This window comes from Paenibacillus sp. O199, from assembly GCF_001636635.1.
Lineage (GTDB): Bacteria > Bacillota > Bacilli > Paenibacillales > Paenibacillaceae > Paenibacillus > Paenibacillus marchantiae.
In genome coordinates this window covers 12,663-25,176 of the sequence record NZ_LGRP01000004.1, presented here as the reverse complement: position 1 = coordinate 25,176, position 12,514 = coordinate 12,663, and the positions used below count along the sequence as shown (strand labels likewise).

At 42.2% G+C, this 12,514-nt stretch carries 12 protein-coding genes; all 12 read right to left on the bottom strand.

The annotated features are described in order from the left end of the window. Window positions 1-33: 33 nt before the first annotated feature. Window positions 34-630: a chloramphenicol phosphotransferase CPT family protein gene (locus A6049_RS07240; protein ID WP_063564010.1), complete on the bottom strand. Its 597-nt coding sequence runs from the start codon at window positions 628-630 to the stop codon at window positions 34-36. A 153-nt stretch (window positions 631-783) separates the two neighbouring features. Beyond that, window positions 784-1,473, bottom strand: coding sequence for a hypothetical protein (locus tag A6049_RS07235; protein ID WP_240321338.1), 690 nt, complete (start codon window positions 1,471-1,473; stop codon window positions 784-786). 29 nt (window positions 1,474-1,502) lie between these two features. Further along, window positions 1,503-1,928 carry a hypothetical protein gene (locus A6049_RS07230; RefSeq protein WP_063564009.1) on the bottom strand — a complete coding sequence of 142 codons (426 nt, stop codon included), beginning with the start codon at window positions 1,926-1,928 and terminating at the stop codon, window positions 1,503-1,505. Between the two features lie 117 nt (window positions 1,929-2,045). Next, the gene (locus A6049_RS07225) at window positions 2,046-2,348 is read right to left on the bottom strand and encodes a hypothetical protein (RefSeq protein ID WP_240321337.1); all 303 of its coding nucleotides are present in this window, start codon (window positions 2,346-2,348) and stop codon (window positions 2,046-2,048) included. A 267-nt stretch (window positions 2,349-2,615) separates the two neighbouring features. Continuing rightward, window positions 2,616-3,452 carry a carbohydrate ABC transporter permease gene (locus A6049_RS07220; protein ID WP_063564008.1) on the bottom strand — a complete coding sequence of 279 codons (837 nt, stop codon included), beginning with the start codon at window positions 3,450-3,452 and terminating at the stop codon, window positions 2,616-2,618. Window positions 3,453-3,469: 17 nt separating this feature from the next. After that, window positions 3,470-4,405, bottom strand: a complete 936-nt coding sequence (locus A6049_RS07215; protein ID WP_063564007.1) for a carbohydrate ABC transporter permease — start codon at window positions 4,403-4,405, stop codon at window positions 3,470-3,472. Between the two features lie 72 nt (window positions 4,406-4,477). Then, window positions 4,478-5,779 carry an ABC transporter substrate-binding protein gene (locus A6049_RS07210; RefSeq protein WP_063564006.1) on the bottom strand — a complete coding sequence of 434 codons (1,302 nt, stop codon included), beginning with the start codon at window positions 5,777-5,779 and terminating at the stop codon, window positions 4,478-4,480. A 435-nt stretch (window positions 5,780-6,214) separates the two neighbouring features. After that, a complete protein-coding gene (locus A6049_RS07205) occupies window positions 6,215-7,339 on the bottom strand; it encodes a GntR family transcriptional regulator (RefSeq protein ID WP_063564005.1) in 1,125 nt (374 codons plus the stop codon). Window positions 7,340-7,661: 322 nt separating this feature from the next. Next, the gene (locus A6049_RS07200) at window positions 7,662-8,933 is read right to left on the bottom strand and encodes a Gfo/Idh/MocA family protein (RefSeq protein WP_063564004.1); all 1,272 of its coding nucleotides are present in this window, start codon (window positions 8,931-8,933) and stop codon (window positions 7,662-7,664) included. A gap of 43 nt (window positions 8,934-8,976) precedes the next feature. Beyond that, window positions 8,977-10,602, bottom strand: coding sequence for a type 2 periplasmic-binding domain-containing protein (locus A6049_RS07195; protein WP_063564003.1), 1,626 nt, complete (start codon window positions 10,600-10,602; stop codon window positions 8,977-8,979). Window positions 10,603-10,643: 41 nt separating this feature from the next. Then, window positions 10,644-11,528: a carbohydrate ABC transporter permease gene (locus tag A6049_RS07190; RefSeq protein ID WP_063564002.1), complete on the bottom strand. Its 885-nt coding sequence runs from the start codon at window positions 11,526-11,528 to the stop codon at window positions 10,644-10,646. A gap of 15 nt (window positions 11,529-11,543) precedes the next feature. Continuing rightward, window positions 11,544-12,506, bottom strand: coding sequence for an ABC transporter permease (locus tag A6049_RS07185; protein ID WP_079695359.1), 963 nt, complete (start codon window positions 12,504-12,506; stop codon window positions 11,544-11,546). Window positions 12,507-12,514 lie beyond the last annotated feature (8 nt).

Genomic DNA, 12,514 nt, shown 5'->3' with positions numbered 1-12,514 from the left:
GCATGAATATGATGTTATCCAGGCATCCATGTTCTATGAAACACTAACCTCTCTTCTACTTAATTTCTTAAATGCCGAGTATCCCTGACTAGAATTTATATAACTTAATATCTTTTCCGCACATGCAGCTGAGCTAAGCTCTTCCGTGTTCACTTCCAGATCATATTCATCATAGGCGTATATGTAGTCGAACTGGGAATGGGCGAGTCCAATCGCGCGATCTCCTCTGCTCTGCTCTCTTCTGGTGAGTTCTTCTTTAGAGCAGTGCACGCCTACAAACAATATCGGATAATCCGATAGTAAATCATAAAAACCGTTAAACCACTTGTCATTGCTGATGACCGTATCCACGATGACATTCAAACCCATTTCCGAAAACAGTTTAATGGTTGCAAAGTACAACGAGGCGATCGGGTCAAAAAGGATATCGGTCATCACATGGTGTTCCACTTCTCTTGTTGGTTTCATATCTGGATATGTATTGTCGATAAACTGATCATAATTATGGAGAAATTGATCTACAGATAGATGATGAAATGGAACCTCTCCCTGATTTTTCAATTCCATCGCGATGCTCGTCTTTCCCGCACTTGACGTTCCGTTCAAAAATATAATGAGTCCTCGTTCCATATTCATCCACCCTTATCATTAGAATTGGTGCTGCCATTGAGGTTACATCCCAAACAAGGTTTCAATTCATTTGATCCAATGTTTACAAGTTCCTTCATTCATTTTCTGTTCTTTTAAGAACGTTATCAAAATCCTTTCTAATTCCCCTCCACTTTAATCCATTTCTCTTAATAAGGCTGCTTCTCTTTCCTTCATAATATATTGTTCAAAATACTCCCTAAACACATCATTAATCTCCTGCATTTCAATAATTTCGTTTCGAAACTTATCTTTTATCTCTTCTCTTTGTTTATGTTCAAGCTCCATGTTGAATTCTTCAGCTTCATATTGACTTAACAGATCAAAAAAGTATTCACAAGGCTCTTTCAAAGCTTCACAACTGTCAGCATACTGACCAGATTCAAGCAGAAAGCTGGCCCAGGATATTTCTCTTCTGTCGTACTTTATGTACAAACAAGCAATGTATTGATCGAAATGTTTACTATTGTAATAAGTGATACAAGGTTCGGAGTGAATGTATTTGTTAACGATTTCAATAGCACTGCCTTGATAACGTACCGTAGCTAATTCGATGATCCAGTACGGCGGCTTCGTGTATTCAAGGATAATGTCATCACAAAAAGGCTGAAAATGCTTGTACCAGATTAATTTACTCCCCAGCATAATGCCTAGCTTACAAGCAAACTCTTTATTAGGTTCTATTTTCATCGTGATAACTCCTTCTTTGCAGGCCTTCTCCTGGCCTCCCAGGAAATTACGCCAACAAAATGGGACGAATAGGCGACCCTGATCCATTTTTAATACAACATGACCTGGGGCGCTTAGAATCTCTCCGTTCACCATACAAATATCTACTCCCGGTGTATATTAATTTATATGTCCCATTCAGTATTATCTTCAAAATCTATTTCTTTAAAAATTGCGGCTATGATCTCGCGCTTACTTTTCAAACTTTCTTTAATCCATGCATTACCTTGTTTAGATGTGTAATAATAATTGGTGTTTATGTCACTTACATAAAATTGAACCCATTCGATAACAAAATCTGGATCTTCCATACCAAGATAATACAAAGGTCTCAATGCAACCTTCATTAATGGAAATTCAAGATCAGGCCTATAATAACAAAGATGCGAAATAATAGAGAAATATCCTTTTGCAGCTCCATCACCATTATAGCTTGGTAGGAATTTAGCTACACATTGTACGATTTCTACATCAGAATAATTTTCAGGCTCTATTTCTATTATTTTTAATATGTCTTGAAGTTTTTGGCTTCCTGAGAATTGGACAATCATACTCAAGCTCCTTTCTAAATAATTCTCGGATATTTCCTATACGTTCCTATATTCACGACCCAACGAATGCTGGGATGTCCGACTGCATCAACTTCTCCTGAATTTATTCTACCTATTCTAGTTTCTAGGTTTTAATATGTATTTTTTGTCTCTTGCCCGCTCATTTATTTCTTTAAGCAAGTTCTCTTTATAAATTGAAGTACTATATGGAATTTCTCTATGATTTTCATCTGGATGGATATTCTCTACATAGATAATAAAGTTGATTAAATCCATCTTCTTGATGATGAAATAATTCCCCTCGAACTCACCGTTACGAATGTGAACGGAATCAATGAAATCAGATATAGCCTCATAAAGTTCTTGTGATGAAATCTCATCTTCTAAAAAACGTTTGATGACTTCCCAGCTATTAATCAATCTTTCTCACTTCCTTTATTGTTTTTTCAGGATTTCAAGAGTTTCTGATAACGTCTTTTCTACGAATTCGCTTAATGTTCCATATATATTATTAGACGAAGAGAGGACTAATCCTCCATCTCCGACAGGTTGTCTTCAGGCTTGAGTGGCCGAGGAGCTCCTGAATCTCCTTATTTTGGTACGCAAAAAGGCAGCTTCTAATTTACACATCGCTGCCTTTTTACTTATTAACTTTTTTCAAACAAACCTATCCAACGTTATGATTGTTCAACCTTTTATACCGCTAAATGTAATACCGCTAATAAACGTCTTTTGAAGAAAAAAGAACAAAACAATAATAGGTAATGTCATCAAGGTGGATACCGCCATTAATAGACCCCATTCGGATCCCTTTTGACTCTGAAATTGCTGCAATCCGAGCGAAACCGTGTAAGATGGTTCATTGGTTAAATAGAGCAAGGGGCCCATGAAATCAGTCCAGCTCCCCATAAATTGAAACAATGCCACGGCTAAAACGGCGGATTTGGCTAGTGGAAACATGATCTGTAAATATATGCGGAATTCACTAGCGCCGTCTAAGCGGGCCGCTTCGCGCAGGGCATCAGGCAGTCCCATGAAAAACTGTCGCAATAGAAAAATGTAAATGGGCACTCCAAAAAATTGGGGTACAATCAGTGGAAGAGATGTTCCTACCCAACCTAATTTAGTAAACAACAGGAATAGAGGAATCATCGTCACCTGTCCGGGAATCATCATCACAGCAAGGGTCACAAAAAAAAGTATACCTCTCCCACGGTACTCTAACTTGGCAAAACTATAGGCAACCAAGGGACAGGATATGATCACACCCAGCGTACTAACGATTGTTATAATCGCCGTGTTTTTCAGATATGTCCAGAAAGGGATATACTCAACGGCACGGGAATAATTACTCCACAGAATTGGATGCGGAATCCACTCTGGTGGGAATGTAAAGATTTGTGTGAGTGGTTTAAGAGATGTGGAAAGCAGCCAAATGAACGGAATAATGAAAAATGCAGAAGCAACAATTAGACATAAATAGGCTAAAGCACGATTGATTCTTTTGATAGCGGTAGGATTCATCCCTTACTTCCTCCTCCTTATTTCCCTTGATAATGAACCCAGCGTTTAGATGTAATAAAAATAATTCCGGTTAATGCCATAACGATAATAAATAAGATCCAGGCCATTGCGGAGGCATAACCCATTTTGAAATACCTGAATCCGTTCTCATATAAATACATGACGTAAAAAGTCATGGAATTTGCAGGAGTTCCTTGCCCTTTGGTCAACGTATAGGGAAGAGTAAACTGTTGGAATGCACCGATCATTCCCATGACAAGGTTGTAGAAAATAACGGGAGTGAGCAAAGGCAAGGTTACCTTTCTCGTTTTCTGAAACCAGTTAGCTCCATCGATCTGCGCTGCTTCATAGTACTCATCAGGGATATCTCCTAATCCAGCAAGGTAGATGACGACGGCTTGCCCAATACCCCAAAGCGACATCAAGATGAGCGAAGGCTTGGACCACGACTCACCACCAAGCCAAGAAGGCCCATCGATACCGATATTCGCTAACATCCCGTTCACCAATCCGAAGTTTGGATGTAACAACCACATCCACAGAACAGCCAAAGCCACTTGTGGAACAAGTGTAGGCAAGAAAAAGATCGTTCTGAATATAGCCATCCCCTTGACCTTCATATTCAACATCATAGCGAGTGCCACACCGAAAAATATACTTAATGGAACAAAAAATACGGTGAAATAAAGCGTGTTGTATATGGATTTCCAAAACAGAGGATCATGAAATAGATCTATATAATTACTCATTCCGACAAATTCACCAGGCTGCAGAATGCTGTACGTAGTGAAGCTGAAGTAGATGGACATTAGCATCGGAATTGCATAAAAGCATAGCAGCCCTATAGCCCAAGGTGAAGCAAACAGCCACCCAATCACGTTAGTTCTGTGGAGTGCTCGTTTCCTTGCCGATGGAATTGCGTTTACTTGAACTGAATCGGCCAGTTTCGCCATTTGCATTCTCCTTCCAATTGTCATTCATTAATAGGCAAGGAGAGAGATTTCTCTCCCTGCCTACCAAGCACCCTATTTGTCGTATTTTTCTAAAGCCTTATTAATAGTCTCTGTTACTCTATCCAGGTTCTCTTTTGGAGTACCGTTACCGCGGGTAGCCTTTTCCGTAGCGGAAGCTAACTCATTCCACAACAGCTGTCCTTCAGGAATAACCGGGCGGTTGTGTGAATTGGGCAAAATATTAATAAATTCCTTCATAATCGGATCGTCCTTGTAACCGTATTTGTCGTTAACCGAATCGATAACGGAAATTTGAGAGTCAGCGTTTAATAACGTTTGCCCCTCTTCTTTCCCTAAGAATTCGAGGAATTTCCAAGCAGCAGCGACGTTCTTAGCGCCTTTAGGGATAATAGCGGACCCGCCTCCCGACCATGTCGTAAAATTAGTACCTGTTGGGGTCGGTATTGGTGCAACACCGTAATTTAAATCCGGCTTAAATTTTTCGATACCCTTCACCGTAAAGTTTCCACTTATCTTCATGCTGACTTGACCGGAAATGAACGGATCCATTTCCTCCGTGCCAGCTGCGCTTGTGAATCCGGCAATATCCTCGACATTGTATTTTTTGCCGAAGTCGGTCATCCATTGTAGCGCTTCAACGACTTTAGGATCATTTGCGGTAATTTTGCCGGTGGCAGCGTCCTGGAATTCTCCTCCAAATGCCCATCCCCAAGTATACAACCAGCCTTGCGAATACCATGGGATGAACCCGATCCGTTTGAAACGTTTACCTTCCTTGATGGTTAACTTTTCGGAAGCCGCTTCAAGCTCGGCGATTGTTTGTGGTGGTTTGTTGGGATCCAGCCCTACTTCTTTGAAATGATCCTTATTGTAAAATAGCAGGCGAGAGTCCGTATCCATCGGCATTGCATAAAGCTTTCCTTGATAACTGGACTCCTCCCAAGCAAATGGATAATACATTTCCTTAAGAATCCCGGATTCTGCTGCCATCGAGGATAAGTCAGTCAGAGAATCTTGCGCAGCCCAAGTACCGACCTTAAACCGGTCGAAAAGTGCAACGTCAGGAGGATTGCCGCCTGCGACTGCAGTCAGCAGCTTCTGATCGGATCCCTCGCTGGATTCTGTATAAACCAATTTCATTTTGATGGTAGGATTCTTCTCTTCAAATGCCTTCACGACTTTATTCAAATTATCTAAATCAATGGAGGTAAGACCATGCCACATCGTAACCGTTGTTTCCCCCTCTCCGGCCTGATCGCTTGAGTCTCCCTTCGTTGAGCAAGCGGTTACAAGTAGTGACATAGCCAGAAAGTAAACAAGAATTGGAAATGCGAATTTTTTGGATCTCCTCATTCAAAGTCCCCCTTAAGTTAAATTAATTAGTTTAACTTGAATTCCTATAGAATCCACTCCATTTCTGATCAATCCACATTTTATGTAAGCGCTAACAAGACTGGTGATATGAACTATTAAAATCAGAAAATGATGAACAAAGTGAATTTGTTATAAGAATCCTACTGGCTATACTAATTATACTCAGTATATTAATATGACATCACGAAGCATGTCAATTGCAATATTACGACATAAATATTCATGACGTAAGGTTGTAATTAGATATATAAATCGACGTTTCAAGGTTCGTTAATCTCCCAGGTAAGGAAGGTCCATGCTTCGAAGTTTATTTCTGATATCAAAAAAATCAAAAAAAGTGCCGATAAGCCCCCGGGGACTTCTCGACACCTTGAACAATATGCTTGCTTTTGTTGAGCTGAGCTTGTATTAACCCTACCTGTTATTTTTCACGACCATACGATGTTCAATGATGTTCAGCTCGGGAACTGCTGTTCCATGCAACTGAGAGATTAGCATATCCACTGCCAATTCACCCATCTGATTCTCATCCTGCTTAATATGTGTGAAGATGGGTTGACCCAAGTGATCGTTCAGGGAGTCGAAACAAACAATCTCGAATTCCTCCAAAGATTTCCCCATGGAGTGGATGACTTGAGCCAGCATGGTAGCTATTAGAAATTCCGACGCGACAAACGCCTTTACATCAGGGTGTTGTTTTAAAAAATGCTTTACTGTTTCTTTATCACTATCAATCGCTGTCCCGTTTATGTTCATGGGAAGGGTGCCCTTCAAGTTCGTCAATACATAATCTTTGTTCAAGTCCATTCCTTCTTGGGTGAAGGCAAACGTATATCCGAGCAGCCTTCCCTCCAATGTTGACGTGTTCTCTTCCGGCGGAGATAAAAAGGCAATTTTTTTATGACCTTTGCTAATCAGATGACGCGTAAGATCCATGGCTGCTTTCTTATTGTCTGTGTATACCGAACAAACCGGAATTCCTTTTAGATATCTATCGACCAAAACAATTGGAAACCGATCTAATACAAGTCGAAGCAGCTCCGAATTATAGTGTTGACCATGAATGGGTGTCACGATTAATCCTTTGATGCCCAAACCAATAAATAAGTCGATCGCGCGTTTTTCCTCATCCCGATCCCCGCAAGTTCGCTTGATAATGAGTTGATAATTATGCTCAGCACTCCGCTTTTCCATCGATCTAAGAAGTTGTAGGCCAAACTCGTCAGAAAAATTCGGTATAATAAAACCGATCAACCGCTTATCATCCTCAGGCACCAAGTTCGTTATTACCTCTGAATAGTGCTTCGGTTCTTGTCCTCCAATTATACCATCGGCCACATATGAACCTTTTCCTTGTATTCGTTTAATAACCCCAGAATCTGCCAATTTCTCCAGAGCCTTTTTAGATGTAATACGACTGACGCCAAATTTTTCAGCCAACTCTTTTTCAGAAGAGACTCGGTCTCCTTCTTTTAATCGACCTTCTTTAATCTCTTGTACAATAGAGACATATATCTGCTCGTATAAATGCAATTCCACAAAACCACCCTGACATCATAATATTAGTATACTAAGTATATTACACAAGAAGTAATTCGCAAAGTCACTCAGCTTACCGGCGAACTTCTGTGGCATGGCGTTTTCCAAGTCTATTGTGTCAGACCTCTCCTTACAGTTAGCCCCCCCCTGGTAGGGTCATGGAATAACTGGCCCTAAGTCGACAGCCGATTCCCGTTTATCTTAGTGGATGTGATGGTATTGAAGGTCCGTGAAGAAAACTCTCGAATTCCAAACGAACAAAAAAAGCCGTCCCTCAAAATATATTCATACCTTGAGGGGCAGCTTATCGATACACTGCTGATTATTTAGATAGCTCTTCCTTCACCATAAGCTGACGGGCATATTCATTCAGATCGATAGACTCGCCCCCGTTCAGCCGCGACTTTTCAGCTGCGAATGCAATCAGATGGCTCCGGACGGAAGCTGCAGCCGATGTCAGGCTTTCCTGACCGTTATAGTGACGCACCTCATTCAGAAAATTCCTCACAATGCCGCTATCTCCCCCACCATGGCCACTGGTTTGAGAAGGGATTGTGATTTCTGTTTTTTGATGTGTCAAAAAGTCGTACACCGTAATTTGATCTTCCTCACCACGAAGTTCTCCTTTCGTCCCCATGATCTGGATTCTACGTTCCTGCTCAAATGTAAAGCCGCACATACTGAACATGGCCGTAGCTCCTCCTTCAAATTCCATATTCACAACCTGATGATCTACCACATTATTGTCACTCCGGTATACACACCGGCCGTAATCGGTATCACGCAAGCCCTGTATGATATTCGGCTTTGTCAGCTCCTGTGTAAAATGTCCTGTCCAACCCCTGAATTGGTCACTCAAATAAAATCTTGGTGCAGAATACGCACAGGTTGGTTCTACAGCACAATCCAAGCATCGGTCAGCGGAACCTTCCGGTGCATTGCCTTCATGAAAATGTTTAAGAGATCCGAACGAACTGACCTTAAGGCAAGGCTGATCCACAAGCCAGGATAATACGTCCATATCATGGCATGACTTGGACAGGATCATCGGGCTGGATGTGTTGGAATTGTTCCAATTTCCCCGCACGAAGCTGTGGGCAATATGCCAGTAACCTACATTCTCATTCAACTGAATGGAGACAATTTCTCCGATACGTCCTTCCTGTATCACCTTCTTGATTGTATTCCAGAACGGTGTGTACCGCAGCACATGGCAGATCGTCAGCAGCCGGTCATTATCTCTGGCCGCTTGTTCCATCTCAAGACATTCCTTCGGATCAGGAGACATCGGCTTCTCCAGCATAACATGATACTTCTTATCTAAAGCCTGCATCGTTGGGCCATAATGCATTCTGTCCTGTGTACAAATAACCGCAATATCAGCCAGCTTAGGTTCAGCCAACAGGGGCTCCCAAGTCTCATAACAGTGTTCCGGCGGAATCCCGTGCTTCTCAGCAAATCTTGCTCTTCTCACTGGATCGGCTTCGGCAACCGCAATGAAGGTAAGCTCATGCGGATAATCAAGTGCATAGGGTGCATAGCCACCCGCTCCCCTCGCACCTGCTCCAATCAGGACTGCTTTCAGTTGACTCATATTTGTTCACTCCTTTATGATCTGAAATCTACGGATGAACCTTCTAATCCGCTTGGGTATAACGGTCTGCTGCTGATTGATAGATGGCTACATATCGTTCTACGCCCATCTTTTGGAGAGCTGCCACATACTGATCCCAATTGTCAAAGGATTCATTTCCAGTAATGAATTTGTCACGCATTTCATCTACATACGTTTCAATATCCGTCTGGAAAGTGGTCAGATCCCGCTGCTCTTCCTGCGTGAAATTAAATGGAGGCCAAATTTGATCTTGTGGTAAGATGTGAGACTCTGCTTTTTTCGCATTATCAACCGAAGTTGGCAGACCTTCAGCACCCTTGAAGTATTTCTGCTTCACAAAACCAGGGTAGTATCCACCCGGCCAGATCAGGTATTGACCTACCGCCTGGTCTAGATTAAGGCCAGCCGGGTTGTTTTTGATATTATCGACATAGTCTACGTTCCCGTCTGCGTCTTCTTTATACGTCTCATCTTTCCAGCCCATGAAGAACGTCTTGATGCCCTCATCACTGTAGAAATAATCCATCCAGCGGATCATGGCCTCTGGATTTTGGGCTTTATCTGTCAATACGAACATCCCGATATTACCGAGTGGAGAACCATAGGCATTGTATGTCTGATCGCCATGAGGACCCTTCAGTACTGGCATGCCAACATAACCTTGCTGATTGTATATCGCAACCGGATCGACATTATCCACAACTCCGATAAGGCCTTCCATACCTTTAGCATCCACTTCCGTACTCTTAACTGATACAATATCCTGCTCGAGCAATCCGTCCTTGTAGAGCTTATTCACGAATTGTAACAGCTCCTTGTATTGGGGATCCGTTGGAATAAAGCGTACTTTATCCGTCTGAGGATCTGTATCAATGTTAATGTTGGAGGTTCCATGATTATTCAACCCAAATGAACCTCTCAGGTAGTTCACCACACCAGTCGTTCCCACACCGCCCCAGGCAATCTCGTCCTTTTGCCCGTTGCCGTTCGGGTCCTTTTCTTTAAAAGCTTTCAACATAGTATAGAAGTCATCTAACGTCTGCGGTTCCTGCATACCTAATTTATCAAGCCACTCTTGCTTCACCCAAGGTGTTCCGTACAGAACCGACTTGAATTCCGGATCATACAAGGTTGGCAGCCCATATATGTTACCATCCGGCATCGTAATCCCTTTGCCAATAACCGGATACTTCTTCATTAGAGCCTTAAAGTTAGGCGCGTATTGGTCGATCAGATCATTTAAAGGAATGAATGCGCCTTGCTTGCCGTATTTCAGCAGATCTGATCTGGAAAACGCCGAGGCGTAGAACAGCTCCGGGTAAGCGCCACCTGCCAGCAGGAGATTACGTTTTTCCTTCAAATTATCCTTCTGCACCGTATCCCACTGGATATGAACATTGGACATCTTCTCATACTCTTTCCAGAGTCTAAGATCGTTCCAGTCCGCATTGGCAAAAAACTTTCCGGCAAATCCGCTCACTTTAATGGTGTCATTTACGATCGGAAATCCACTCGCATTGACTTTGCCATTGGCACCTCCTTTATCCTTGGTACTTCCCGGATCAGCATCCTTAGAATTGCACCCGGCCAGCATCGAAACGGACATCATACAAACTAGAGCGATACTCCCCCACTTTTTGAGCCTCATTCTTATTCCTCCCTTTGTCCCATCGTTAGCCATACAAGGAATCATCCCTTAATGGCACCAATCATTACGCCTTTAACAAAATATCTTTGCAGGAAAGGATAAAGCAGGAGCACCGGTATATTGGCAACGACGAGTACAGCATATTTGATGCCTTCCACTTCCCTTTGCTGCTTAATCGCAGACTCGGTTGACATTTTGACCATATCGTTCGTCTGCCCTTGAATCAGAATTTCCCGCAAAATGAGTTGAAGTGGAAACTTGTCCTTGTCTGACAGATACAACATTGCGTTAAAGAAGGCGTTCCAGTGCCCAACAGCATAGAACAGAATCGTCACCGCTATAATGGGCATGGATAATGGCAGGATAATCCGGGTTAACGTTTGAATATTGGAGCAGCCATCAATCGTCGCCGCCTCATGCAACTCATTTGGAATCGATTGCTGGAAGAATGTCCGCATAATGATGATGTTCCAGATCGAAACGGCATTTGGAATGATCATGACCCACAATGTGTTTAACATGCCAAGGTTTTTGATTAACATATAGGTTGGAATTAATCCGCCACTGAAGAACATCGTGAAAACAAACAGGGCCATGATGGCATTGCGGCCAATAAAATCCTTTCGAGATAGCGGGTATGCCGCCAGAATCGTCATGACAAGATTAATCAGCGTCCCCACTGACGTATAAATCAGTGTATTGGTATAACCTCTGAGGATATCTTTGTTCTGAAAAATCTTCTCGTAAGAATGGAAATTGATCCCCTTAGGCCATAGGAACATTTCACCACGCAGGACGGCCTGCGGATCGCTGAACGAAGCACTTAACACAAAAACAAGCGGGTAGATAACAATGAGCGTAATTATAATTAACAAAAAATGGTTAATTACATTAAAAATACGATCTCCTCTAGATTCAACAAGCATGCATCAGCAACTCCCTTACCATAGGCTCGTTTCACTCATTCGTTTTGAGATCTGGTTAACAGTAACTAATAAGATGAAATTGATTATGGAGTTAAACAGACCAATCGCCGCCGAGAAGCTGTATTCAGCATCTTGTATCCCACTCCGGTAAACGTAGGTAGAGATAATGTCCGAGGTTTCTAAATTCAGTGTGTTCTGCATCAGCAGGACTTTCTCGAAACCAATACCCATGATGCTTCCGATGTTTAAAATGAACAAAATGATAATTGTCGGCATAATACTCGGTATATTAATATGCCATATACGCTGCAACCGGGTTGCCCCATCCACACGCGCTGCTTCATGAAGCTGAGAGTCCACGCCGGCTAATGCCGCCAAATAAATAATCGAGCTCCAGCCCATGGTCTGCCATACATCCGACATCACAAATAAGGTCTTGAACCAGGAAGGCTCAGACAAGAAATTAATGGGATTACCGCCAAACATACCAATGAAGTGATTAATGATTCCGTATCGAGGCGATAAAAACATCATCATCATGCCTACGACCACGACAGTTGATAGGAAGTGCGGCGCATAGGTAATGGTCTGAACAAATTTTTTAAACTTTTCCGCCCTTACCTCATTCATCAGAAGCGCCAAAATGATAGGGACTGGAAAACCTACTGCCAAGCTGTACAACCCAAGTCCAAGCGTATTTTTAATTAATCTCCAGAAGAAATAACTGTGAAAAAAACGTTCAAAATGTTCAAAACCGACCCAGGGGCTTCCCCAGATTCCCTTCGTTGCAATGAAATCCTTAAACGCGATTTGAATGCCATACATCGGCAAGTACTGAAAGACAAGGTAATAAGCAACAACTGGTGAGATTAACAAATAAAGCTGCCAATTTCGTAAAATGGGGTTCCACTTTTGACGTCTTCTTCTCTTCTTTTCATGTACTGCATTCATTGCAGGTTGTACAGTTGTATTGGCCATGAACATCC

Coding starts and splice junctions, on each gene's coding strand:
- A6049_RS07190 (WP_063564002.1), bottom strand. CDS start 11,528: ATGCTTGTTGAATCTAGAGGAGATCGTATTTTTAATGTAATTAACCAT.
- A6049_RS07200 (WP_063564004.1), bottom strand. CDS start 8,933: ATGAGTCAACTGAAAGCAGTCCTGATTGGAGCAGGTGCGAGGGGAGCG.
- A6049_RS07235 (WP_240321338.1), bottom strand. CDS start 1,473: ATGGTGAACGGAGAGATTCTAAGCGCCCCAGGTCATGTTGTATTAAAA.
- A6049_RS07230 (WP_063564009.1), bottom strand. CDS start 1,928: ATGATTGTCCAATTCTCAGGAAGCCAAAAACTTCAAGACATATTAAAA.
- A6049_RS07185 (WP_079695359.1), bottom strand. CDS start 12,506: ATGGCCAATACAACTGTACAACCTGCAATGAATGCAGTACATGAAAAG.
- A6049_RS07240 (WP_063564010.1), bottom strand. CDS start 630: ATGGAACGAGGACTCATTATATTTTTGAACGGAACGTCAAGTGCGGGA.
- A6049_RS07210 (WP_063564006.1), bottom strand. CDS start 5,779: ATGAGGAGATCCAAAAAATTCGCATTTCCAATTCTTGTTTACTTTCTG.
- A6049_RS07220 (WP_063564008.1), bottom strand. CDS start 3,452: ATGAATCCTACCGCTATCAAAAGAATCAATCGTGCTTTAGCCTATTTA.
- A6049_RS07215 (WP_063564007.1), bottom strand. CDS start 4,405: ATGGCGAAACTGGCCGATTCAGTTCAAGTAAACGCAATTCCATCGGCA.
- A6049_RS07195 (WP_063564003.1), bottom strand. CDS start 10,602: ATGAGGCTCAAAAAGTGGGGGAGTATCGCTCTAGTTTGTATGATGTCC.